General features: G+C 67.6%; 17 protein-coding genes and 2 pseudogenes. 12 read left to right on the top strand and 7 right to left on the bottom strand.

Going from position 1 to position 23,905, the window contains the following annotated elements:
- Nucleotides 1-91, top strand: a pseudogene (locus ASF34_RS22715) (IS5/IS1182 family transposase); the annotation flags it as partial.
- Between the two features lie 91 nt (nucleotides 92-182).
- On the opposite strand, the gene ASF34_RS07295 reads toward ASF34_RS22715, so the two are convergent.
- The 4 genes from ASF34_RS07295 to ASF34_RS07275 form a co-directional block, all read right to left on the bottom strand.
- Nucleotides 183-503: a hypothetical protein gene (locus ASF34_RS07295; RefSeq protein ID WP_056160201.1), complete on the bottom strand. Its 321-nt coding sequence runs from the start codon at nucleotides 501-503 to the stop codon at nucleotides 183-185.
- A gap of 517 nt (nucleotides 504-1,020) precedes the next feature.
- A complete protein-coding gene (locus ASF34_RS07290; protein WP_056160214.1) occupies nucleotides 1,021-1,473 on the bottom strand; it encodes a tellurite resistance TerB family protein in 453 nt (150 codons plus the stop codon).
- Nucleotides 1,474-2,239: 766 nt separating this feature from the next.
- Nucleotides 2,240-2,623: a flagellar biosynthesis repressor FlbT gene (locus tag ASF34_RS07280; protein WP_056141859.1), complete on the bottom strand. Its 384-nt coding sequence runs from the start codon at nucleotides 2,621-2,623 to the stop codon at nucleotides 2,240-2,242.
- A 93-nt stretch (nucleotides 2,624-2,716) separates the two neighbouring features.
- Nucleotides 2,717-6,313, bottom strand: coding sequence for a flagellin N-terminal helical domain-containing protein (locus ASF34_RS07275; RefSeq protein WP_056160199.1), 3,597 nt, complete (start codon nucleotides 6,311-6,313; stop codon nucleotides 2,717-2,719).
- A gap of 569 nt (nucleotides 6,314-6,882) precedes the next feature.
- On the opposite strand from ASF34_RS07275, the gene ASF34_RS07270 reads away from it, so the two are divergent.
- Entirely contained in the window at nucleotides 6,883-7,884 is a 1,002-nt protein-coding gene (locus ASF34_RS07270; protein WP_018043821.1) for a helix-turn-helix domain-containing protein, read from the top strand.
- Between the two features lie 157 nt (nucleotides 7,885-8,041).
- On the opposite strand, the gene ASF34_RS07265 is transcribed toward ASF34_RS07270, so the two are convergent.
- From ASF34_RS07265 to ASF34_RS07255, 3 genes are all read right to left on the bottom strand, one after another.
- Nucleotides 8,042-8,800, bottom strand: coding sequence for a helix-turn-helix domain-containing protein (locus ASF34_RS07265; protein WP_056141865.1), 759 nt, complete (start codon nucleotides 8,798-8,800; stop codon nucleotides 8,042-8,044).
- A gap of 85 nt (nucleotides 8,801-8,885) precedes the next feature.
- Entirely contained in the window at nucleotides 8,886-9,461 is a 576-nt protein-coding gene (locus ASF34_RS07260) for a class GN sortase (RefSeq protein WP_056160194.1), read from the bottom strand.
- Complete coding sequence (locus tag ASF34_RS07255; protein WP_056160189.1) at nucleotides 9,449-11,617, bottom strand: marine proteobacterial sortase target protein; 2,169 nt, start codon at nucleotides 11,615-11,617, stop codon at nucleotides 9,449-9,451. The genes ASF34_RS07260 and ASF34_RS07255 overlap by 13 nt, the downstream gene beginning before the upstream one ends.
- Before the next feature lie 237 nt (nucleotides 11,618-11,854).
- Here ASF34_RS07255 and ASF34_RS22105 point away from each other — a divergent pair.
- The 10 genes and pseudogenes from ASF34_RS22105 to katG form a co-directional block, all read left to right on the top strand.
- Nucleotides 11,855-12,452: pseudogene (locus ASF34_RS22105) on the top strand (IS3 family transposase); the annotation flags it as partial.
- A gap of 222 nt (nucleotides 12,453-12,674) precedes the next feature.
- A complete protein-coding gene (locus ASF34_RS07250; RefSeq protein WP_018043825.1) occupies nucleotides 12,675-12,764 on the top strand; it encodes a K(+)-transporting ATPase subunit F in 90 nt (29 codons plus the stop codon).
- 13 nt (nucleotides 12,765-12,777) lie between these two features.
- Complete coding sequence (gene kdpA / locus ASF34_RS07245; protein ID WP_056160185.1) at nucleotides 12,778-14,493, top strand: potassium-transporting ATPase subunit KdpA; 1,716 nt, start codon at nucleotides 12,778-12,780, stop codon at nucleotides 14,491-14,493.
- 1 nt (nucleotide 14,494) lies between these two features.
- Nucleotides 14,495-14,710 carry a hypothetical protein gene (locus ASF34_RS07240; RefSeq protein WP_056160181.1) on the top strand — a complete coding sequence of 72 codons (216 nt, stop codon included), beginning with the start codon at nucleotides 14,495-14,497 and terminating at the stop codon, nucleotides 14,708-14,710.
- A 61-nt stretch (nucleotides 14,711-14,771) separates the two neighbouring features.
- Nucleotides 14,772-16,865 (top strand): potassium-transporting ATPase subunit KdpB, encoded by a 2,094-nt coding sequence (gene kdpB / locus ASF34_RS07235; protein WP_056160178.1) that lies wholly within the window; start codon nucleotides 14,772-14,774, stop codon nucleotides 16,863-16,865.
- Between the two features lie 31 nt (nucleotides 16,866-16,896).
- Nucleotides 16,897-17,502 (top strand): K(+)-transporting ATPase subunit C, encoded by a 606-nt coding sequence (locus tag ASF34_RS07230; RefSeq protein ID WP_056160175.1) that lies wholly within the window; start codon nucleotides 16,897-16,899, stop codon nucleotides 17,500-17,502.
- 25 nt (nucleotides 17,503-17,527) lie between these two features.
- The gene (locus ASF34_RS07225) at nucleotides 17,528-20,248 is read left to right on the top strand and encodes a sensor histidine kinase (RefSeq protein WP_056160170.1); all 2,721 of its coding nucleotides are present in this window, start codon (nucleotides 17,528-17,530) and stop codon (nucleotides 20,246-20,248) included.
- Nucleotides 20,245-20,967 carry a response regulator gene (locus ASF34_RS07220; protein WP_018043831.1) on the top strand — a complete coding sequence of 241 codons (723 nt, stop codon included), beginning with the start codon at nucleotides 20,245-20,247 and terminating at the stop codon, nucleotides 20,965-20,967. Before ASF34_RS07225 ends, ASF34_RS07220 begins: the two co-directional genes overlap by 4 nt.
- 14 nt (nucleotides 20,968-20,981) lie before the next feature.
- Complete coding sequence (locus ASF34_RS22705) at nucleotides 20,982-21,140, top strand: hypothetical protein (RefSeq protein WP_018043832.1); 159 nt, start codon at nucleotides 20,982-20,984, stop codon at nucleotides 21,138-21,140.
- A gap of 363 nt (nucleotides 21,141-21,503) precedes the next feature.
- Nucleotides 21,504-23,825, top strand: coding sequence for a catalase/peroxidase HPI (gene katG, locus ASF34_RS07215; protein WP_018043833.1), 2,322 nt, complete (start codon nucleotides 21,504-21,506; stop codon nucleotides 23,823-23,825).
- Nucleotides 23,826-23,905: the final 80 nt, after the last annotated feature.

Here is a 23,905-nt window from a genome sequence, read left to right as displayed (position 1 = left end):
CCGCTACGAGCGACGCAGCGACATCTACGAGGCCTTCACGAGCCTCGCGACCAGTCTCATCACTCTCAACCAGATCAAACGGTTCTGTTAGGCGCTCTAAGCGTCGTCGCGGGCCGGAGCAAAACGGCAAGCGGCCGCTACCCCGTGGTTGCAGGACTATCCCTCTCGCTCGCTGGCCGGCTTCACCGCTTCTTCGAAACATGGAAGATGGCAAAGCCTGCCAGGGCCGCGAGGCCCAGCGCGAGGGGCCGATTGTCGTGGAAGGCGCCGAGCGCGCGCGAGCCGGCATCACGAAGGTCATCGACGACGGGGTTGCCCAGAAGGATGTTCTGAGCGCGAGCCAGATTCTCCGCCTTCGTGCTGATGGAGACTTCGAACGCGTCATCGTGGCGTTCGATATCGATGCTGTTGCGGGCGAACCCGGCGCGAGCCAGCCGTTCCCTGGCCGAGCGGGCGGCCCGGAGAGAAGGGACGACGACCGAAGCTAAGGCACTGTCAGACATTCATGTCCTCCGATTTGGATGGACGAACATCTTTGAAGACGCAACGGTTCCTTGCCGGAGACAGGCATTCGGCCCGCCATCTCGCCCGACATCGTCCGGCCATCCCCGTCCAGGGGATGCTCAGCCCGTTGCCGTCAGCCGCAGAGGATTGCGATGCCGTCCGTCAACGCCGCACGGGCGGCCGGACCGGGCCTCGGGCCGCTCGGCAGGCTGCGTCAGGCCATCGTCCAGGTGAGGAGCATGATCCCGCTCAGGAAGATTCCATAAGTGATCGCGATGGCCGCGATTTCACGGTGTTCGTTGACGATGTTGCGGGAAGCGAGGATCATGGCGATGACCGGCAGGGGTTGAATGCCGGCTCTATAGTCGAAGGATCTCTAACGTGGGGTCGTCATGAATGGTTAATATGATTTTAACCATTTGGTGTCGCCTCGGAAGCACACTCGACCGACGCGAGAGCGATGGGGAGCCGTCGCATCGCGCCGGAGCGACCGACGGACGCGGCGCATCGGCCGGGTCACGACGGGTTGGACGGCCTCACGGGAGCCAGCCGGAGTAGTGTCTCCTTGTCGACGGACAGCGCTTCGGCGATCTCCTCGAGGGCGTGGTGCTCGACGTCGCTGATTCCCTCATGGTCGGCGGCATCGGCGGCGATCAGAAACACCCCGTTCCGCTGTTCGAGGGATCGGTCCGCGATGGCGGCCACGCGGCTCAGATTGTCCGCCCGTCCGACGCGGGTTCGAGCCCGCGCGATGCCGTCGAACAGCTCCGCCTCCAGCATCAGCGTGTCGTAGCCCTTCTCGATGATCGGATTGGCGCGCATGGCCGCGAGGGCGACCTCGACCTCCCCTTCGTCCACTTCGCTGTCGGCCACGATCACGTTCGAGGCTGCCGACACGGCCGCCTGCATGAGCGTCTTGTCACCGACATAGGCGGTGACGTGTTCGAGAAGGTTCTGAAAGATGCCCATCACGGACTCCATGGAGCGGTCCGGCCGAGGGGCCGTGAAGCAGCAACGCGCGAGCCTGCCCATCGGCGTCGTATGCAAACTTCCTTCGTCGAACGCACGCGCTTTCTTCGGCCCGGCCGGTAAGCGGCGCACTCACGGCATGGCGGGATCGCCCCGCCGCGCGGTCCCGTCGACAGGGCGATGACGGCTGGAACTGTCCGGGGCGCCCCCTCGTTTGGATCAAGACGTCCATGACGAAGATCAGAGGCAGGGGCGTTATGTGTCGATGCCACCTCGTTCTTCGAAAGCCGGATCACGTATTCGAATCATAGATCTAAGTTATCGATCGAATCGGCGACAACAAAAATTTGACGGAATGCCTTCACCCGATGGCTATGTATGCCGGAGCACATGAGGGATGACCTGGGACCGGCACACGAATAGGGCGTACGCCGCGGCCGTTGCCGTAGGCGGCCTCGTCGTGCTGATGATCCAGGAAGCTCCAAACTGGAATGCGACCCTGATCGGTATCGCGTCCCTCGTCGCCTTCGGCATCCTGTGGATTCTTCCCGAGCACAGGGCGACCGATCGGCACCCGTCGACGGACAGGGGCGACGACGCATTGTGGAAGGTCGCGATTCCCCGCGAAGCAGGACCGGCGCCGCACGAGCTGCTTCTGGGGCCGCCGGGTCCCCTCGGTCTCATCGAGCCGAGACGCCGGCCCACGATCCTTGCCCATCGACGCCTTCCAAAGCCGCGCTCGTAAGAAAACGAGCGCCCTGGTCGATCACGCGGCCTCGGCGAAGCTTCGCTCGGCGGTCACGAGGGCGCGGCCCAGCTTGATCGCCCCATGGTAGCGGCGGTCCGCGATCGCATCGTGGATCGCGAGAAGGTGGGGGGCGAGCGCCGGGCTCGCCCTCATGATCTCTGTGGCCTGGCGGGCGAAGAGGTCCTCGGCCTCGGCCGGGTCGTCGGCGAGGTAGAGCATCTGCAGGGTGACGCAGAGCATCTTCGCGGGCGTGTCGGCCTCGCTCTCCTTGATGACCTCGGATTCGCGCAGGAACTTGCAGTGGGTCTCGATGAGGAAGTCGGAGCGCCGCGATCCGTTGCGGATGAGCGCGCCGTTGATGAGGAAGCCCTCGTAGGGCTTGAGGTCGAGGCGCAGGGCCATGGTGGTGAATCCCTTCTGGAAACGGGCCGGAATCGATCGTCGGATAGCGCGGGGGCCGGCCCTGACGGCCGGTCCCCGCGTGTTGGCGCGCCCTTAGCGGAGGAGCTGGAGGATGCCCTGCTGCGCCTGGTTGGCGAGCGAGAGCGCCGAGGTGGCGATCGAGTTGCGGGTCGACAGGGCCTGCGAGTTGGCGGCTTCCTCGTTGAGGTCCGCGTTCACGAGGTTGGCGGCGCCGGTGTCGAGGATGTTGATCAGGTTCTTCGAGAAGTCCTGACGGTTCTGCACGATCGACAGGTTGGCGCCGAAGGTCGAGGACTGGGTCCGCAGCTGGGTGGTGGCGTTGGACAGCTGCTCGATGGCGGCGTTGATGTCGGTGTCCGACTGGAACCCGCCCTCGACGGCGTCGAGGCCGAGGCCGGCGGCATCGAACTTCACGCCCTTGATGTCGAGCGCCGAGGTGTTCTTCTCGTTGAAGGCGATGTGCAGGGTGTTGTCGGCGGCGCTGTTGCTGTTGCGGAACAGCAGGTTGACGCCGTTATAACCGGAATCCTGGGCCTGCTGGGTGATCTTCTCGAGGATCAGGTTGAACTGCTGCGCCAGGGCCGAGCGCACCGAACTGGTGCCCTTGCTGCCGCCCACATCGGTGCCCGACGCCGTCTGGGAGGTGGCACCCGATCCGGAGACGCCGAAGCCGATATCGACACCGGCCGAACCACCGGTCGTGACCTGGGCCGCCTGGATGGTCAGCTTCTGGTCGGAGCCGGAGGACTTCGTCGAGATGACGAGCTTGCTGTTGACGTAGCTCGCCTCGACCTTACCGGCGAGACCGGTATCGGCGTTGATCTGGTCGTTGATGGCCTTGGCGATGGCGGTCTGGCTGGTGGCGGCCGAACTGCCGAGGTTCGTGTTGTTGAGCGTGATCAGCTTGAGCGGGCCGCTGCCGAGCTTCAGGGTGAAGGACGCGTCCTTCGTGCCGCTGAAATCCTTGGTCGCGGTCTGCTCGGTGCCGACGATGGCGGCCTTGGACGAGCCGTCCGTCGCCTCGGTGCCAGAGGCCGTGACGCCGGCGGCGGCGGTGCCTCCGCCCGCGGCGGGGGTGCTGCTGGCCGTGGTGGTGGTGCCGAGGCCGAGGCCGGCGGTGTCGCTGGTCGCGGTCAGGGTCGGGGCGGCGGCGCCGGTGCCGACGGCGTTCGATTTCACCTGGAGCTTGTCGCCCACGAAGGAGACGGTGGCCTTGACGCCGGCGGTGTCCAGCTGGACCTGGATGGCTTCGGCGACCTTGTCCTGCGTCGCCGCGTTCCCGATGGCGTTGCCGGCCTTGTCGAGGCTGGTGGACGAGATCGAGACGTTCTTGCTGGTGGAGCCGTCGCTGATGGCGAAGGCGCTCGACTTGCCGCCCGACAGGTCGATGGAACCGGCTGGGATGCCTGTCGCGGTCACGGGCGTCTCGCCGGCAACCGCCGAGCCGATGCCGAGCCCCGCAGCGCCCGCGCCGTCGACGCCGCGCGTCAGCGTGACGGTGCCGCTGGTGCCGACTCCCTTCGAGGTGAGCTCGAGCTTGTCGTTGTTGAACGCGGCTGTGACGTTGACCCCGGCAGCGTCGAGCTGGACCTGAATGGCGGCTGCAACCTGATCCTTAGTTGCGGCTGAGGCGAGTGTTCCGCTGCCTGACGGTGTGCTCGTGCTGATAGAGATATTGGCTGTCTTGGTGCCATCGCCGACCGTGAAGGTGTTGGCCGTCGATGTCAGCGCCAGGGTCGCCGCTGCGGTGCCGGTAGCCGTCACCTTCGCTGCGGTGCTGGCGGACGGCGTGGTCGCGGCATTGGTGGCCGTCAGCGTGTTGGCGGTGCCGAGGCCGAGGCCGATCGTGTCGGAGGCAGCGGTGACGACCGGCGCGGCGGTCGCACTGTTGGGACCGACGATGGTCAGCTTGTCGTCGGTGCCGATGTAGGCCGAGTAGCCGCCGGTCAGCTGCTTGTTGATCGCCTCGACGGCAGCTTTCTGGTTCGGGTTATTGCCGATGGCTTGACCGGAATTGTCGGTCTTCGTGGAGTCGAGCGTCACGGTCGTGCCGCCGACCGTGAAGCTTGCGCTCTTGCCTTCGAGGTTGATGTTGTCGCCGAGGGTAGTGGCGAGCTTAGTCGTGGCCGGCTTGCCGAACAGGCCGAGTTGATCGGTCAGGCCGGCACCCGATGTCACAACAACCGGAGCCGCCGTTGTCGCTGTTTTATCGTTCGTCTCGAAGGTGAGAACGCCGCTGTTTATCGAGGCCGTGACACCGGCAGCAAAACCATTCAGTTGTACATTGATAGCGTCGGCATAATTTGTGGCTGTCTGCGTCGAGTCACCGAATTTGGTACCATTGGCGAGGAGGCTGTCAGCGTTCAGCGTGATTTTGTGACTGGCGACCGTGAAGCTTGTGGTCTGCGTGTTGCTGACGTCCGCCTTAGCCGGGGGCGAGACGGTGAAGTTCGTCCGTCCGCCGACCGTACCGGTACCTGTACTTGCCGCTGCCGCGGCACCGTTCGGGACTCCGACTACCGTCGTCGTGGAATCCGCCGCCGCTGTGCCCGCGGCCGGCGTGCTCGCGGTGAAGGTGCTGAAGCCGATGCCGGCCGCGCCGTTGCCGCCCGTGGTGTCGATGCCGCCGATCACCGAGATCTGCGCGTCGGGGCCGACATCGGCCGACTTGAACACGAGGCTGTTGGTGCTGGACAGTTCGACCGTGGCGGTGGAGCCGCTATCCTTGAGCTGCTTGTTGATGGCCTTCGCCACATCGGTCCGCGAGGCCGAGGCGCCGAGGGTGCCGCCGAGCTCGTCGGTGGCCGAGTTCTTGTCGAGCTTGACTTGGACCGAGGTGTTGCCGTCGCTCACCACCAGGGAGGCGCTGCCGGTGGAGAAATCCGTGGCGACGGCCAGGGCGGCATTGGCGGTGACGGTGGCGGAGGTCGGCGTGGTGGTGGACTTGCCGTAGCCGATATCGATGGTGGAATTGGCCGAGCCCGCCACGGTCAGGCTGGCCGACGCGCCCGTCGTCGTGGTCGAGAAGGTGATGCGGCCGTCGGGGCTGGTGCCGGCCGAGACCTTGCCGGCCAGCGCGCTGTTGTTGGCGATCTGGCCGTTGATGGCGGTGAGGAGCTGGTCCGACGTGACCTTGGAGAGGTCGGTGCCGGACGAGGCCAGGGTCGCCGAGTCGATGCGGATGGTCGACTTGTTGCCGCCCAAGGTGATCTCGAGGGAGGCGTCCTTGGTCGGGCCGGAGAAGTCGAACGTGGTCTCGCCGGTGGCGCCGGTGGTGCCGAGGGAGGCCAGGGTCGAGGTGGCCGTCACCTTGGCGGCCTGCTCTTTCGCGCCGCCGCTGATGCCGCTGCTGCCGCCGGTCTTGTCGGCGAGCGCCTGACTGGCCGTGGACTTGGCGGTCTCGAGGAGTTTGGTGATCGAGGTGATGCCCTGGCTCGCCGCCTGGATCGCCTGGACGCCGTTGGAGATGCCGTCGAGCAGCGAGCTGATGTCGCTGGAGCGCGCCGACAGGCTCTGCGCCGTGAAGAAGTTCGTGGGGTTGTCCAGCGCCGAGTTCACCTTCTTGCCGGTGGAGAGCCGGTTCTGGGTGGTCGAGAGCAGGTTTGCCGTGTCCTGGAGCGAAAGCAGGTTCTGGCGCGTTGCGGATGTGAGGGTGATGCTGCCGGACATCGAGTGGATCCTGTTGATCGAGACATCGCCCTGTTGGCGACGCCCCAGACAGGGGTCGATCCACTTATCGAGACCTTAATCCGGATCTCGACTGTGCTTGTGTTGAGGGGCGTTTCGTCTCATCTAAGTGATGTTTTGTCTCAAAATACTTTTAAGTTACTTGATGTCTCAAACATAGTCGTTTTCGTCTCATAGTCGAGCCCTCCGGCGGGGCGTGCCGCTTGCCTTGGCCGCCGGTCCAATTCAGATGAGCGTGGCGGGAGACCGCAACTCCATCGGCCGATGATGATTAATCGTCGCAGAAATAACTCGGTTTGATTCAAAAAATCGTTGATTAATCAATTATTAAATCGATAGTGTGCGCTAATTAATCTGCGCATCAACGCTTAAGTAGTCAAAGCTTTGAGCGTCTTAACAGGGCTGGTCGTCATGATCGATGACATATCGCATGTTGATCGATGATGATCTCGATCATTTGTTCGCATTGGGATGGGTATTCTCGATTATCTCTGAATCGGTACTTCTTGGTGCCGTCCATGGGTCTGCGTTGCATTGAAGGCCACTGATCCGTGACGGACATTCTCTGCGACCGTTTCATCGCTCCCACCGATCCGGCTCTGCTGGCTCAGTCCTGGTGCAATCATCTCGCGCCGGTCTTCGAGGCCGAGCTCGCGCCGGATGCCGACCTGGCCTCCCCGATCTCCCTGACCACGTATCATTTCGGGGAAGCCCTGGTCGGTTCAGTGACCGCGCCGGCCCAGCGCCTGAAGCGCTCGGCCCGGACCATCGCCCGGCAGGGCGTCGACCACATCCTGATCCAGTTCTATACCGCCGGCCAAAGCCGGGTGGGCGCCGCCCGACGCTCTGTGGAGATCAACGCCTCCCAGCTCGTGGTCTTCGACCTCACGCAGCCGATCGTCAGCGAAGCCGGGCCGGTCTCCGCCACCACCGTGATGCTGCCGCGCAAGCTCCTCGGCGACCAGATCGCCACCATCGAGAGCCTGCACGGGAAACCCCTCGATTACCGCTCGGCTCCCGTGCGGAACCTGTCCTACACCTACCTGTCCGGCCTCGTGGCCAGTGCCGCCTCCACCGAGGCGCACCAGCTGCGCTACCTGTCGAGCGCGGCGGCCGATCTCTGCGCCGCCTGCTTCCAGCCCGACGCGAACCAGGCGCCGGCCCTCGACCGGCTCAACAAGGTCGCCATCTGCCAGTACATCGAGCAGGAACTGGCCTCGGAATCCCTCGGGATCGACGCGTTGATCCTTCGGTTCGGGCTCTCGCGGGCCACCCTCTACCGGCTCTTCGAGGAGGAGGATGGGGTCGCCAGCCACATCCGCGAGCGACGCCTGCTACGGGCCATGAAACTCCTCGGCGCGGCGGGCGGGCGCCCGCGCATCTCGTCGGTCGCCTACGCCACGGGCTTCTCCGACGAGAAGACCTTCAGCCGCGCCTTTCGCAGGCGGTTCGGATTCCTTCCGAGCGAGGCCCTGGCGGAGCGGTCGCTCGCGCATCGCGGCCACGACAGCGCCCCGGTGCTGCTCGGCTGGATGCGAAGCCTGAGCGCCTGAGCGCCGGGCGGGGTCGGCCGAGACGTCACCCGTCCGTTCGGCCGGAGCCCGGATCGGCGGCCTGGACCGGCATTGGCGCAATGCCCGCACGGTCTCGTCGCACAAACCCCGGCTCTTCGAGGGTAGCCGGATTTGACACGGTCCGATTTGAGTCGGCTCAGCCGAACAGTACCCCATAGCCCTCCTCGAACACCCGTCCGAGTTGGCGGCGGTAATCGGCATAGGCCGGCATGCCGGACGTCACGCGTCCGTAGCTGAGTTCCGGGCCGGCCGAAGCTTCGGGGATGAGAGCGAGCGGAGCCGCGGCCGGGGTGAGTTGCGTGCCGCGTCCCGCATGCAGCGTCGTGAGCAGCCCGAACATCTCGCCATGGATGGTCGGCCGGCAGAGCACGGCAAGGCGACACTGTCCCTGCCAATTGGTGACGAGATAGATCATGCCCGATTGGTTCGGCACCGCGACGCTGCCGGTCTGGGCGAAAGGCGCATCGCTTCGCTCGGCCTCGCGGAAGGCAAGGCGTGCGCTCGCCGCGTCCCATGCGATCTCGGTGCGATAGGCGAAAACCGCATCCGCCATGCCGAAGGAGGGTCGCAGCGTCAGATAGCGCCCTTCTAGCCAGGCGGCGGATTCCCGGGAATAGGAGCCGAGTTCGGAGGGAGCATGCCGCGTCTCCGGTGCTGCGCTGACGGGCTCGGTGCCGTTGCGCAGGCGCTGGCCGAGCGCTTCCTCCAGGCGGATGGTGGTGGCGAGCGTGAAGGGGCGGCGGCCGGCCAGGGCCTTCTCCAGGGTGGAAATGCTGATCCGCGCCAGATCGGCGAGCGTTTGACGGGAGATCCGGCGACGGGCGAGCGCCTCGCGCACGGCCTGGGCAATGGCGCGGCTCTGGCCCTCGGGCAGCTCGGTTTCGGGTTCTTGCACGGTCTCTCGGCTCGTCGCTCGTCTCCGCAGAGATCCGCACGAAACCGCACAGGCTGGCAAGACATGGCCCAGTAAGAGGAGTGGTTCATTCCGTGTCGTCCACCGCCTCTGCCTCCACGACCAGGCGCAGCGGTCCCTGCACCAGTCCATCCAGAGGCCAGCAGGTCACGAGGGCGATGTTCCGTCCCGGGGCGGCCGGATCGATCCCCGATGCGTCCCAGGACACGACCCGGCTGCCGCTGATCCGGAAACGGATGGTGCGTCCGTCCCGCCGGGTCACCGAGACGACATCGCCCGGCTTCACCGCTGCGAGCACCGCGAATTGCGTATCGCGATGAGCCGCGAAGATGGCGGTGCCCGGCTCGCCCGCCTCCGGCGTCCCGTCGAGATGGCCGGGGCCGAAGGCCAGGGCCTGTCCGCTGCCGCCGCGCAGGGCGACGAAGCTCTGTCCCGCCACCGTGAGTCGTGCCACCGGCTCGGTATCGGCCGATGGCCAGGGCCGCACCGGGCGGCCCTCGACGAGGCTTCGGGCGAAGGCACGCTCGAGGAGCACCTGCGCGAGCGCAGCCTTGGCGGGAATCCGGGCGGCTCCGACCAGGACGCCGAGGCCCGCGAGGATGAGGAGGGTGGCGAGCACCCTCCCCCCGGTCACGCGGCGCATCGGACGCTCCGCACCCGGCGAAGGGTGAGCAATCCGCCGAGCAGCAGGACGAGACCCAAGAGGATCTGCGCCCGGGTGCCCGCCCCGGTCTGGGGCAGCGGGACCGCCGGGGCCGGGGCCGGAACCGTGGCCTGGGCCGGGATGAGAGCGGCGCGGCGCTCCCGCGGCGGCTGCGCGGCGCGCTCACCGAAGACTTTCGCGAAGTCCCAGCCCGCCGGCAGGTTCAGGGGCAGTTCGGTCGCCACGAGGGGAGCACCGGTCGGCCGGCGCGGGGTCGCGTCGACCGCGACGAGGCTCGTCAGCCGGGTCATCAGCTTGTGCGCCAGGGCGAGCTGCAGGATCGTGGCATCGGCCTGGTTCGGCATCACGCGCCCGGTGACGCGGGCGGTTTCGGCCTCGGCGATCTTGGAGCGTGCCCAGACCTTCGAGATGCCCGTCCCCTCGGCCGCGTCGGCCAGGGACACGCTGGTCCGCCACGGCGCTTCGCCGATGCGGCCCGTCAGAGTCAGCGTGCCCGTCGGGTCGGCGATCTCGGCGGCGAGCACCACCGGCTCGCCACGGTAGAGGTCGGGCAGCGGATTCGGGGTGATGTCACCGCCAGTCGACAGCGTCGCGGCGAGGTCGGTGACGGCGGGGTTCTCCAGCTTGGCATAGAGGCTGCGGGTGCGCTCGGCGACCTGATCGACGGTGTGGATCGCGGTGTAGCTGCCCCGGCCGATCTCGGCGGCGTGACGCATCAGGTGCCCGTTCGGAGCCGAGCCGATACCGACCATGAACAGCCGACTCCGGCCGAGGCCGTCATGGATCGCGGCGAAGATCCGGTTCTCGTCGCCGATGGCGCCATCCGTGAGGAAGACGATCTGGCGGACGCGGCTCCGATCCTCCGGATGGCTGTCGGCGAGGGCCGCACGGAGCGGGGCGAGCATCTCGGTGCCGCCGCTCGCTTCCAGTCCGGCGACGAAGCTCTCGGCCGCCCGCAGATTCTCGGGATTCGCCGGGACCGGCTCCGGAAACAGCTGGCTCATGGTGTCGTCGAAGCGGATGACGGTGAACCGATCGCTCGGCGTGAGCCGGGCGAGGCCGGCGAGCAGCCCGGCCTTCGCCTGCCGCATCGATGCGCCGGACATCGAGCCCGAATTGTCGATGACGAAGACCACGTCACGGGGCTGGCGCTGCGCCGCGTTCGCGTCCGGCGGGGTGACGGTGGCCAGGAGGTAGGTGCGCCCGGCCACCGTCTCCCGGAACAATCCGAGGCGCGGCTCCATGCTCGGCACGGGTTCCCAGGTGAGTTCGAAATCGCGGTCGGCGGGGACGACGCCGTCGGCCAGGGTCACGCGCCGGGAATCCGGGCCGGTCTCGTCGACATGGAGCGGGTGGGTGGCGCTTCTCAGCGTGCCGAGCGGAAAGCCGGCCTGGAGCCGCACCGTGATACCGACGGGATTGACCGGGGCGGCCAGGGAGGGGTCGAGAACGGGCGCGGTGATCCGATCGCGATCGGGCACCGGGTCGGAACCGGTCTCATCGCGCGCCGAGACGAGATCCACTGCGGGCGGGGCCGGGTTGTAGCGAGGAGCCACCACCAGGGGCAGGCGCAGGGAGCGGGTGCCCCCGGACATGGCCACCGTCTGCTGGTACTCGATCTGCACCAGCACGGTCTCGCCCGGTCCGATATTGGCGACGGAGTTGGTGAAGACGTTCGGCCGCTCCTGCTCGGTCAGGGCCGCGCTCTGTCCGGCCGCCTTGGCCGCCTCGTAGATGCGCTTGGCCGCCGCGCGTTCGCGGATCTCGGCGACGATCACCTTGTCGCCGATCACGAGCTTCATCGTATCGACCGCCGAATCTTCCGGCAGCGGGTAGAGGTAGGTGCCTTCCACCCAGGACCCGGTGGTGTTGCGGAAGGCCTGTGTCACCACCGTGCGGGCGGTCGGGCCGCTGACGGTGACGCTGAAATCGGTGCTGAGACGCGGCGCCTCGACCGGCGAGGCGGCATCCGGCCCACGCAGAACCAGGCTGCCGCTCGACGGTGCCGGCAGGGCACTGGCCGAGCAGATCGAGATGAGCAGCGCGAGAAGCGCCAGAAAGAGCGGCGAGACGGGCCGGGCTATTCCGGCGCCTTCCGGCAGGCGGAACCGCGTGGTGACGAGTGAGGGCAGCATGGGTCTGATCTCCGGGCTCCCGGCTCGATGGCCGGCTCGTTTCGAAGAATCACCCGCGCATCGAAGCTTCGCCATGGGACGCTTCGGCCAGTCTCGGGCCGCACCCGGACGATTGAGCCCGGCGCAGGCGGATCTGTCCGGTTTGTGTCCGGTCCCGTGCGGACAACGCGGTTCCGCTCCGCCTTTGAGCCCGTCGGGTAAGCATACCGCTCGGCCACACTCCCCTCCCCCCTCTGCATCGACCGGAGCCGCCAGCCGCAGATGCGGATCGCAGCCGAGCTTTGGATCCAACCCTCGATGCTGAGGCAGTGGCGCTCGGCGCTGATGGGTGGCTCCCCACCACCGCGGGCAGCGGGGTCACCGAAAGCCACGCCTGCGAGCCCGGCGGCGTCCCCCTCCGACCAGGCTACGGCTGGCGGTCACGTCCCGAGAGCGCTCGGTCGGCGTCCAACCGTCAGTTCCTGGCCGACGTCCAGCGTATCCATGCCGGGCATCACAGGCGCTACGGCTCACCTCGGGTGCATGCGGCCTTGCGCGCGGAGGGCCGAACGACCAGCCGCGGGCGGGTAGAGCGCCTGATGCGTCAGCATGGCATTCGATCCCTGGCAGGGCGTCGGTTCCGGCCCTGCACCACCGACAGCCGTCACGACCTGCCGATCGCGCCGAACCTCCTCAAACAGCAGTTCTCGGCCGCGCTGCCCAATACCGTTTGGCTGGCCGAACCGAAGGACCGCGTAGCGATATCACCTATCTGCCGACCTAAGAGGGCTGGCTCTACCTAGCCGCCGTCCTCGATCTCGCCACTCGCAAGTTCGTCGGCTGGTCCATGCGCGACCCCAGCGATCCTAATGCGATCCTTATAAGATCGTCCTCGCTTCCGTCTCGAACCCTAATGCGGTTCGCGTCCACATTGGAGCGGGGCGAGACCGGTCATGCATCGGCCCCCGAACCGAAACGGACCGACCATGCTCGACATCGTCTTCATCGCAACCGGGCTCGCCTTCTTTGGCCTGGCCGCCGGCTACGCCGTCCTCTGCGAACGCCTCTGAGGCCCGCCATGACCATCGACCTGACGCTTGGCGCCCTCGTGACCCTGGGGCTGCTCGGATACCTCACCTACGCCCTCGTCCGCCCCGAGCGGTTCTGAAGGAAGATCTCCGATGACCATCAACGGCTGGATCCAGATCGCGCTGTTCTGCGCGGTCGTCATCGCGCTCGCCCGCCCTCTCGGCGGGTACATGAGCCGCGTCTTCACGGGTGAGCGAACCGTCCTCTCGCCCGTCCTCGCTCCCGTCGAGCGCGGGCTCTACCGCGTCGCCGGCATCGATGCCGCCCAGGAGCAGCACTGGCTGGCCTACGCCCTCTCCATGCTCGCCTTCCACGTGCTCGGCTTCCTCACCCTGTACGCGCTGCTGCGCTTCCAGGCGGTGCTGCCGTTCAATCCGGACGGGCAGGCGGCAGTCGTGCCGGACCTCGCGTTCAACACGTCGACGAGCTTCGTCACCAACACGAACTGGCAGTCCTACGGCGGCGAGACGACGATGTCGTATCTCACGCAGATGTTGGGGCTGACCCATCAGAACTTCCTGTCGGCGGCCACCGGCATCGCGCTGGCCGTCGCCCTGGTGCGGGGCTTCTCGCGGGCCTCGGCCGGCACGGTGGGCTCGTTCTGGGTCGATCTGACCCGCACCACCCTCTACGTGCTGCTACCGCTCTGCATGGCGCTGACGCTCTTCTACGTCTGGCAGGGCATTCCGCAGACGCTCGGCGGTGCCGTCGAGGCCACGACCCTGGAAGGCGCCAAGCAGACCATCGCGGTCGGCCCGGTGGCGAGCCAGGTTGCGATCAAGATGCTCGGCACCAATGGCGGCGGCTTCTTCAACGTCAATGCCGCGCATCCGTTCGAGAACCCGACCGCCCTCTCGAACTTCGTCCAGATCCTCTCGATCTTCGCCATCGGCGCCGCGATGACCAACGTCTTCGGCCGCATGGTCGGCGACGAGCGGCAGGGCTGGGCGATCCTGTCCGCCATGGGCGTGCTGTTCCTCGCGGGTGTCAGTGTCGTCTACTGGGCCGAGAGCGCGGGCAGCCCCGTCCTGAACGGGCTCGGCCTCACCGGCGGTAACATGGAGGGCAAGGAGGTCCGGTTCGGCATCGTCGCGTCCGCCCTGTTCGCGGCGGTGACAACGGCGGCGTCCTGCGGCGCCGTCAACGCCATGCACGACAGCTTCACGGCGCTCGGCGGCATGATCCCGATGATCAACATGCAGCTCGGCGAGATCATCGTCGGCGGCGTCGGGGCCGGGCTCTACGGCATCCTGGTCTTCGTCATCGTGACGATCTTCGTGGCCGGGCTGATGGTCGGGCGCACCCCGGAATACCTCGGCAAGAAGATCGAGGGGCGAGAGGTCAAGATGGCGGTGCTCGCCATCCTGTGCCTGCCCCTGATGATGCTCGGCTTCATGGCGCTCGCCACCGTGATCGCCGCCGGCCTCGCGGGTCCGGCCAATGCCGGCCCGCACGGCTTCTCGGAGATCCTCTACGCCTTCACCTCGGCGGCGGCGAACAACGGCTCGGCCTTCGGCGGCCTGACGGCCAACACCGCCTTCTACAATACCACGCTCGGCCTCGGCATGCTGTTCGGGCGGTTCTTCGTCATCGTCCCGGCGCTCGCCATCGCCGGCTCGCTTGCCGCGAAGAAGACCGTACCGGCTTCGGCCGGGACCTTCCCGACCCATGGCGGCCTGTTCGTCGGGCTGCTGGTCGGCGTGATCCTGATCGTCGGCGGCCTGACCTTCTTCCCGGCCCTGGCGCTGGGGCCCATCGTCGAGCACCTCGCCGGCGGCCTCGGTCAGACCTTCGCGGTGGGGGGCTGAGATGCAGCAGGCCCTGGTGCCCTCCCGAAACCGCGCCGCCATGCGGCGCGCCCTGCCCCGCCATCGACCGCGATCCCAACCCTGGAGCCAAGTCGAGCGCGACCGAAAGGACGTCCGGCTCTCGGACGTCATCCTCGCCATGCTCGGTCTGACCCTGCTCGGTGCCCTCGGCTTGTTGGCCGGGGCCGCCCTCCTCGGCGATGCGCTCGCGCCCTGAACCCCGCTCGACGGCGCAGGATCGCGCCGCCTCCCGAGATGTCTTCCATCGGACAACCGCAATGGCCCGCCCAAACTCCACCAGCCTGTTCAGTGCCGCCCTCGTCGGGCCGGCGCTCATCGGCGCCCTGACCAAGCTCGACCCACGCAAGATGATCAAGAACCCGGTCATGTTCGTGGTCGAGGTCGTGGCCGCCCTCACCACCGTCCTGTTCATCCGCGACGTCCTGACGGGCGGCGCCAACCTCGCCTTCTCCGGCCAGATCATCCTCTGGCTGTGGTTCACCGTGCTGTTCGCCAACTTCGCCGAGGCCATCGCGGAAGGGCGCGGCAAGGCCCAGGCCGACAGCCTGCGGCGCACCCGCACCGAGACCATGGCCAAGCGCCTGAAGGGTACGGGCCGGAACTACGACACCGTGCCCGGCAACGACCTCAAGGTCGGCGACGTGGTCCTCGTGGAGGCCGGCGACATCATCCCGTCCGACGGAGAGGTGATCCTCGGCGTCGCCTCGGTCAACGAGGCGGCCATCACGGGTGAGTCCGCCCCCGTGATCCGTGAATCCGGCGGCGACCGGTCGGCGGTCACCGGCGGCACCCAGGTGCTGTCCGACGAGATCCGGGTGCGGATCACGGCGGCGGCCGGATCGACCTTCGTCGACCGGATGATCGCCCTGGTCGAGGGCGCCTCGCGCCAGAAGACGCCGAACGAGATCGCTCTCAACATCCTGCTCGCGGGCCTCACCATCATCTTCGTCTTCGCGGTCGCCTCGATCCCGAGCTTCGCCTCCTATGCCGGAGGTGCCATTCCGTTGATCGTGCTGGTCGCCCTGTTCGTCACCCTGATCCCGACCACCATCGGCGCGCTCCTGTCGGCCATCGGCATCGCCGGCATGGACCGGCTGGTGCGCTTCAACGTGCTCGCCATGTCGGGACGCGCGGTGGAGGCGGCCGGCGACGTCGATACGCTGCTGCTGGACAAGACCGGTACCATCACGCTGGGCAACCGGCAGGCCACCGAGTTCCGCCCGGTTCGTGGCGTCTCCGAGCAGGAGCTCGCCGACGCCGCCCAGTTGGCGTCGCTCGCCGACGAGACCCCGGAGGGTCGCTCCATCGTGGTGCTGGCCAAGGACAAGTACGGCATCCGCGCCCGCGACATGGGAAGCCTCAACGCCACCTTCGTGCCGTTCACCGCCCAGACCCGGATGAGCGGCGTCGACCTCGACGAATCCTCCATCCGCAAGGGCGCCGTCGATTCCATCATCGCCTCGGTGAGCTCACAGCCGATGGCGACCCGTGGCTCCGGCGCGGCGCTGGCCTACAGCCCGGGCCTCGCCGACGAGACGGTGCGCGAGATCCAGTCCATCGCCGAGGACGTGGCCAAGGCGGGCGGCACCCCGCTCGCCGTGACGCGGGACGGCCGGCTTCTCGGCGTGGTCTACCTCAAGGACATCGTGAAGGGCGGCATCCGCGAGCGCTTCGCCGAACTGCGCCAGATGGGCATCCGCACGGTGATGATCACCGGCGACAACCCGATGACCGCGGCCGCCATCGCCGCCGAGGCCGGCGTCGACGACTTCCTCGCCCAGGCGACCCCTGAGGACAAGCTGGCGCTGATCCGCAAGGAGCAGGCGCAGGGCAAGCTCGTCGCCATGTGCGGCGACGGCACCAACGACGCCCCGGCGCTCGCCCAGGCCGATGTCGGTGTCGCCATGAACACCGGCACGGTGGCGGCCCGCGAGGCCGGCAACATGGTCGACCTCGACAGCGACCCGACCAAGCTCATCGAGATCGTCGGCATCGGCAAGCAACTGCTGATGACCCGTGGGGCACTGACCACCTTCTCCATCGCCAACGACGTGGCCAAGTATTTCGCCATCATCCCGGCCATGTTCCTGGTGCTCTACCCGCAACTCCAGGCGCTGAACGTCATGGGCCTCGCATCACCGGAGAGTGCGATCCTCTCGGCCATCATCTTCAACGCGCTCATCATCGTGGTGCTGATCCCGCTGGCGCTTCGGGGCGTGTCCTACCGGGCGGTGGGGGCCGGCGCTCTCCTGCGCCGGAACCTCCTGATCTACGGGCTCGGCGGCATCCTGGTGCCCTTCGTCGGCATCAAGGCCATCGACCTGGCCATCACCGCCCTGCACCTCGTCTGAGCCGCCTCGAACCGCCACATAGGAGCACGCCATGTTGAACCAGCTTCGCCCTGCCCTCGTCCTGCTGATCGCCCTGACGGCGATCACCGGGCTCGCCTATCCCCTCGCCATGACCGGCATCGCGGGGGTCGTCTTCCCGGCCAAGGCCGCCGGCAGCCTGATCGAGCGCGACGGCAAGGTCGTCGGCTCCAGCCTCATCGGGCAGTCCTTCGCCAGCGAGCGCTACTTCCAGGGCCGCCCCTCGGCGACCAGCGCCGCCGACCCGGCCGATGCGACCAAGACCGTGCCGTCGCCCTACAATGCGGCGAACTCCTCGGGCTCGAACCTCGGCCCGACCAGCGCCGCCCTTGCCGAGCGGGTGAAGGCGGATGTCGCGACGCGCCAAGCCGAGAACCCCGGCCAGCCTGTCCCGGTCGATTTCGTGACTACGAGCGGCTCGGGCCTCGACCCGGACGTCTCTCCCGATGCCGCTTTGTTCCAGGTGCCCCGCGTGGCCAAGGCGCGTAACCTCTCCGTGGATCAGGTTCGTTCCCTCGTGGACTCCCAGGTCCAGGGTCGCCTGCTGGGCATCCTCGGCGAACCTCGGGTGAACGTGCTCGCCCTCAACCTCGCCCTGGACGGCCTGGGTTCGAAGTAACCTCGCCGGATGACAAGGCCACCCGATGTCGACGCCCCACCGCGACCCGGACCGTCCCTCGCCCGACGCGCTGCTGGAGGCCGCCCGTAGGGAAGAGCGCCATCGCGGCCGCCTCAAGATCTTCCTCGGTGCGGCCCCGGGGGTCGGCAAGACCTACGAGATGCTCACCGTCGGCCGCGCCCGACTCAAGGCCGGCACGGACGTCATCGTCGGCGTGGTCGAGACCCATGGGCGAGCCGAGACCGAGGCCCTGGTGGAGGGCTTCGAAGTCGTGGCCCGCCGTCCGGTTGCGTATCACGGCGCGGCGCTCGACGAGATGGACCTCGATGCGATCCTGGCGCGCCAGCCGGCGCTCGCCCTCGTGGACGAGCTCGCCCACACCAACGCGCCGGGCTCGCGCCATCCGAAGCGCTACCAGGACGTCGAGGAACTGCTCGACGCCGGCATCGACGTCTACACCACCCTCAACATTCAGCACGTCGAGAGCCTCAACGACGTCGTCGCGCAGATCACCCGCATCCGGGTGCGCGAGACCGTGCCCGACGGTATCCTCGACCGGGCCGACGACATCGAGGTGGTCGACCTCAACCCCGACGACCTGATCCAGCGCCTCCGGGACGGCAAGGTCTACGTGAAGGGCAACGCCGAGCGCGCCCTCAAGCACTACTTTTCGCGCGGCAACCTCACGGCGCTCCGGGAACTCGCCTTGCGAAGGACCGCCGACCGGGTCGACGACGAACTCCTCAACCACATGCTGGCCAACGCCATCGCGGGCCCATGGAGTGCGGGCGAGCGGGTCCTCGTCTGCATCAGCGAGGATCCGCGCTCCGCCGGCCTCGTGCGCCATGCCAAGCGCCTCGCCGACCGGCTGCACGCGCCCTGGACCGCCATCACGGTCGAAGGCCCCCGCAGCCTTTCCCTCGACGAAGCCGCGCGCGACCGCATCGCCGACACCCTGCGCCTCGCCGACCGCCTCGGCGGCGATGCCGTGACCCTGCCGGGCGGCCGACGCGTGGCCGACGACATCCTCGCCTATGCCCGCTCCACCAACGTCAACCACATCATCCTCGGCAAGGCCGACCGGTCCCCGGTGTTCGAGCTCCTCAACGGCTCTGTGGTGCACGACATCGTCCGCCGCTCGGGCAACATCAGCATCCACGTCATCACCGGCGAGGCCACGAAGGATGAACCCGTCCCGCCGAAGACGGTCGCCACGGCACCGGCCAAGCCGCCGTTCGAGATCCTGGCTTACATCGTCGGCGTCCTAGCCACGGGAACGGCTCTCGGGCTCGCCCTCCTCGTCGAGCCTTACCTCGGCGTGGAGAACGCCGACCTCATCCTCCTGACCGCCATCGTGGCCGTCGCGGTGCGATCCGGCCTCGGGCCGTCCCTCGTCGCAGTCCTGGCGGCGTCGCTCTCCTACAATTTCTTCTTCCTGCCCCCGGTCTACACCCTCACCATCGCGGATCCGACCAACATCGCGGCCTTCCTCCTGTTCACGGTGGTGGCGGTGGTGGTCTCCAACCTCGCTTCGCGCTCGCGCCGGGAGGCCATGGTCTCGCATGGCCGCGCCAGGGCCACGGAGCGGCTCTACGGCTTCAGTCGCAAGCTCGCCGGTTGCGGCACCCTCGACGACGTCCTCTGGGCGACCTCGGCCCAGGTCGCCGCTATGCTGAAGGTCCGGGTGGTCGTCCTGCTGCCGGAGCAGGGGACGGTCTCGGTCCGCGCCGGCTTCCCCCCGGAGGACACGCTCGACGCGGCCGATCTCGGGGCCGCGACTTGGGCCTTCGACAACGAGCGCCCGGCCGGGCGGGGGGCCGACACCCTGCCGGGGGCCAAGCGCCTGTTCCTGCCGATGCGCACGGGCCGTGGCATCGTCGGGGTGATCGGCCTCGACACCGACGGTACCGGGCCGATCCTCTCGCCCGAAAGCCGGCGCCTGTTCGACGCCCTGGCCGACATGGCGGCACTCGCCATCGAGCGCGTGCGTCTTGTGGAGGATCTCGACCGGGCCGAGCGCGCCGCCGAGACCGACCGCTTGCGCCAGGCCCTGCTCACGTCGATCTCGCACGACCTTCGCACGCCGTTGTCCTCGGTTCTCGGGGCGGCCACGACGCTGCGCGACCTCGACGAGGCGCTGCCGCACGACGCAAAGGTCGACCTCCTCGCCACCATCATCGAGGAGTCCGAGAGGCTGAACCGCTTCATCGTCAACCTTCTCGACATGACCCGCCTGGAGGCCGGGGCGGTGGCTGCGAGCCTCACCCCGCAGGACGTCGGCGAGAGCGTCGATACCGCCCTTCGCCGCTTGGGCTCCATCCTCGCCGGCCACCAGGTACGCCTCGACCTACCGACCACGCTGCCGGCCCTGCGCCTCGACCCGGTCCTGTTCGAGCAGGTGCTGGTCAACCTCCTCGACAACGCCGCCAAATACGCCCCCGAAGGCTCCATCGTCACCGTCAGGGGCATCTCGGACCGGGATCAGGTCCGTCTGCAGATTCTCGATGAGGGCGATGGGCTGCCCGAGGCCGATGTGGAGCGGGTGTTCGACAAGTTCTACCGGGTCCGCAAGTCCGACAGCGTCCGGGCCGGGACGGGGCTCGGCCTCGCCATCGCCCGCGGGTTCGTCGAGGCCATGGGTGGTACGCTGACGGCGGCCAACCGCCGCGACCGCCTGGGCGCGGTCTTCACCATCCTCCTGCCCGTCCCCCCGGCGGGACACGTTCACTCGGATCTGGCGGCATGAGCATGAACATCCTCGTCATCGACGACGAGCCGCCGATCCGCAAGCTCCTGCGCATGGGCCTGGCCACCCAGGGCTACCAGACCTTCGAGGCACCCAACGGACGGACAGCCCTCGATGTCCTGTCCCGCGAGACGGTCAATTTGATCATCCTCGACCTCGGCCTGCCGGACATGCGCGGGCACGATCTGCTCCGTGTCATCCGCAAGGATTTTCGCGATCTCCCGGTCGTCGTCCTGTCGAGCCGCGACGACGAGGCCGGCAAGGTCGAGGCCCTCGACCTCGGTGCCGACGACTACGTCACCAAGCCCTTCGGCATGGGCGAGCTCCTGGCGCGCATCCGCGCGGCCTTGCGCCACCAGCTCGCGGTCCAGGGCGAGCGCGCCCTGTTCGAGGTCGACGGCCTCAGCGTCGACCTGGTGCGCCGCCTCGTTCGGGTGCGCGGCGCGGACGTCAAGCTGACCCCGCGCGAGTACGACTTCCTGCGCGTCCTGATCCAGCATGCCGGCAAGGCCCTGACCCACGCCCAGCTCATGAGCGCGGTCTCGACCTCGTCGGACCCGCAATACCTGAGGGTCTACATGCGCCAGCTTCGCCTCAAGCTGGAGGCGGACCCCGAGCGTCCGAGCATCCTGCTCACCGAGACCGGCGTGGGCTACCGGTTACGGGCTCCGGACGACGACGAACCCATGAACGCCCTGCCGGATTCCGACCGTCCGTGACCGAGCCTCACCGAATGACGATCGACGAATTCCTATCGCCCGACCATGTCGCCGTCGGTGTTCGCGTCAGTGGCAAGGCCGCGCTCCTGGACGATCTCGTACGTCGAGCGGCCCAGGCTCTCGACCTGGATGCAGCCAGCAAGGCCTTCACCTGTTTCCGTCGGTCTGCGTGAGCGTGTCGTTTCAACCGTGGCGGGGGCCTTCCTCCATCGAGCGGCCAGCGCGGCTTCCCGATCGCCGCCACGCATGTCGCCGACGAGGGGGATGGGTTAAAACGTAGGGAAACATTCAAGTTGGGCGCGATAGGCTCGCGCAAATGTGAGGCGGTTTCTCCCTAGGCGCGTCGAGGGACTTTTAAGTCCGCGTGAGTGGTGCGGAACCTTGATTTTCGAGGCCCGCGGCTGATGTCGCTCGCGATGCAGGATCGTTGAAGCGCGTCCGTCTCGCGTCGGGCGCCACACTTGGCGCTGCCGTTAACCGCATGCCGGCGGCCCGAACAGTCCGGTAACGTCGATCCTGCGCCAAAGGGGATGTAGATGAACGAGATGACGATCGACAAGACGAATACCGACTCGTACCCGATGGCGGGCCAATGCCCGTTCGGAGGCGACCGCATCGGCGGAGCCCTCGGAAGCCGCCCGGCCCTCGAGAACTGGTACCCGCACCGCTTGAGGGTCGAGCTGCTGCACCAGAACGGCCTCGCGGCCGATCCGCTCGGACCGGATTTCGACTACGCCAAAGCGTTCGAGACCATCGACCTCGACGCGCTCAAGAGCGACATCAAGCAGTTCCTCACCTCGTCGGTGGCGTGGTGGCCATCCGATTACGGCAATTACGGCCCGCAGATGATCCGCATGGCCTGGCACTCGGCCGGCACCTACCGCATCGCGGACGGGCGGGGCGGCGCCGGCACCGGGATGCAGCGTTTCGCGCCGATCTCGAGCTGGTGGGACAACGGCAACACCGACAAGTCGCGCCGCCTCCTGCAGCCGATCAAGCACAAATACGGCAACGCCCTCTCCTGGGCCGACCTGATGGTGCTCACCGGCAATTGCGCCCTGGAGATCATGGGCCTGCCGACCTACGGTTTCGCCGGCGGGCGCCTCGACGCCTGGGAGGCGGACAACGCCACCTACTGGGGTCCGGAGGTTGTCGAGATGGGCTCGGTGTCGAGCTTCGACGACATGGTCAACCGGGACAAGCGCTGGCGCGGCAAGAATGGCGACGCCGATTACGACCTGGAGAACCCCCTCGCCGCCTCCCACCAGGCGCTGATCTACGTGAACCCCGAGGGGCCTTACGCGAACGGCGACCCGCAGGGCTCGGCCAACGACATCCGCGTGACGTTCACCCGCATGGCCATGAACGACGAGGAGACCGTGGCGCTCATCGCCGGCGGCCACGCCTTCGGCAAGAGCCACGGCATGACCCCCGCCAAGGAGATCGGACCGCCGCCGGAGATGGCGCCAATGGAGGCGATGGGGCTCGGCTGGCACAACCCGAACGGCACCGGCGCCGGCAAGGACACGATGACCAACGGCATCGAGGGCAGTTGGACCCCCGACCCGACCCAATGGGACAACGCCTACCTGGAGAACCTCTTCAAGTTCGACTGGGAGCAGACCAAGAGTCCGGCCGGCGCCCTGCAATGGACGCCGAAAGACCCGAGCGCGCCGCGGACGCCCGACGCACATGTCGCGGGGCAGTCGCATCCCCTCATGATGATGACATCCGACATCGCCCTGAAGGTCGACCCGGAGTACCGCAAGGTCTGCGAGAAGTTCCTCAACGACTTCGACGCCTTCACGCAGGCCTTCTCCAAGGCGTGGTACAAACTAACCCACCGCGACATGGGGCCCAAGCACCGCTACCTCGGCCCGGAGGTGACGATCGAGGACGGTCTGCTCTGGCAGGATCCGATCCCCGATGCCGCCTATGCCCCGGTGGGTGAGGCCGAGGTCGCCACCCTCAAACAGGCGATCCTGGCCACTGGCCTGTCGGTCTCGGATCTGGCCTTCACCGCCTTCTCGGCGGCCTCGACCTATCGCGACAGCGACAAGCGCGGCGGCGCCAACGGTGGCCGGCTCGCCCTTGCCCCGCAGAAGGACTGGGCCGTCAACCGCCGGGCCGCGCCCGTGGTCGACGCGCTCCGTCGGGTCATGGCGGAGTTCAACCATGGCCGGACCGACGGCAAGCAGGTCTCGCTGGCCGACCTTATCGTGCTCGCCGGCTGTACCGCCGTGGAGAAGGCCGCCAGGGATGCCGGGGTCGAGACGCAGGTGCCGTTCACGCCCGGCCGGGTCGACACCACACAGGAGCTGACCGACATCGAGATGTTCCAGTGGCTGAAACCCGTCGTCGACGGCTTCCGCAACTACGTCGATGACGGGTTCGGGGCAATGACGCGGAGCCTGTCGCCGGAGGAACTGTTCCTCGACAAGGCCAACCTGCTGACGCTGACCGCACCGGAATGGGTGGTGCTGACCGGCGGCCTGCGGGCGCTCGCCGCCAATCACGACGGCTCGAACCGGGGCATCTTCACCGACCGGGTGGGCGTGCTGACGACGGACTTCTTCCGCACCCTGACAGACACGAATCTGGTCTGGGAGAAGATCGATGCGGACGGAACGTCCTTCGCCCTCAAGGACCGTGAAACCGGACAGGCGAAGTTCGAGGCCACGCGCAACGACCTCATCTTCGGGTCGAACGCGCAGCTGCGTAACATCGCCGATGCCTATGCGGGCAGCGATGGCCAGAGCCGGTTCGTGGCGGATTTCGTGCGCGTCTGGGACAAGGTGATGATGCTCGACCGCTACGACGTGAAGGGCCACCGGCGTCACGGGCCCATGGCGGCTTAACCAATAACGGGCGCAGCAGCTCGCGCCCCCGTCTTGTTATCCGGTGAGACGGGGGCGACTTCAGATCCACGGCCTGTGCC

Origin of the sequence: Methylobacterium sp. Leaf106 (genome assembly GCF_001422895.1) — a bacterium.
Taxonomy (GTDB): domain Bacteria; phylum Pseudomonadota; class Alphaproteobacteria; order Rhizobiales; family Beijerinckiaceae; genus Methylobacterium; species Methylobacterium bullatum.
This window is presented reverse-complemented; position numbering and strand designations above follow the sequence as displayed.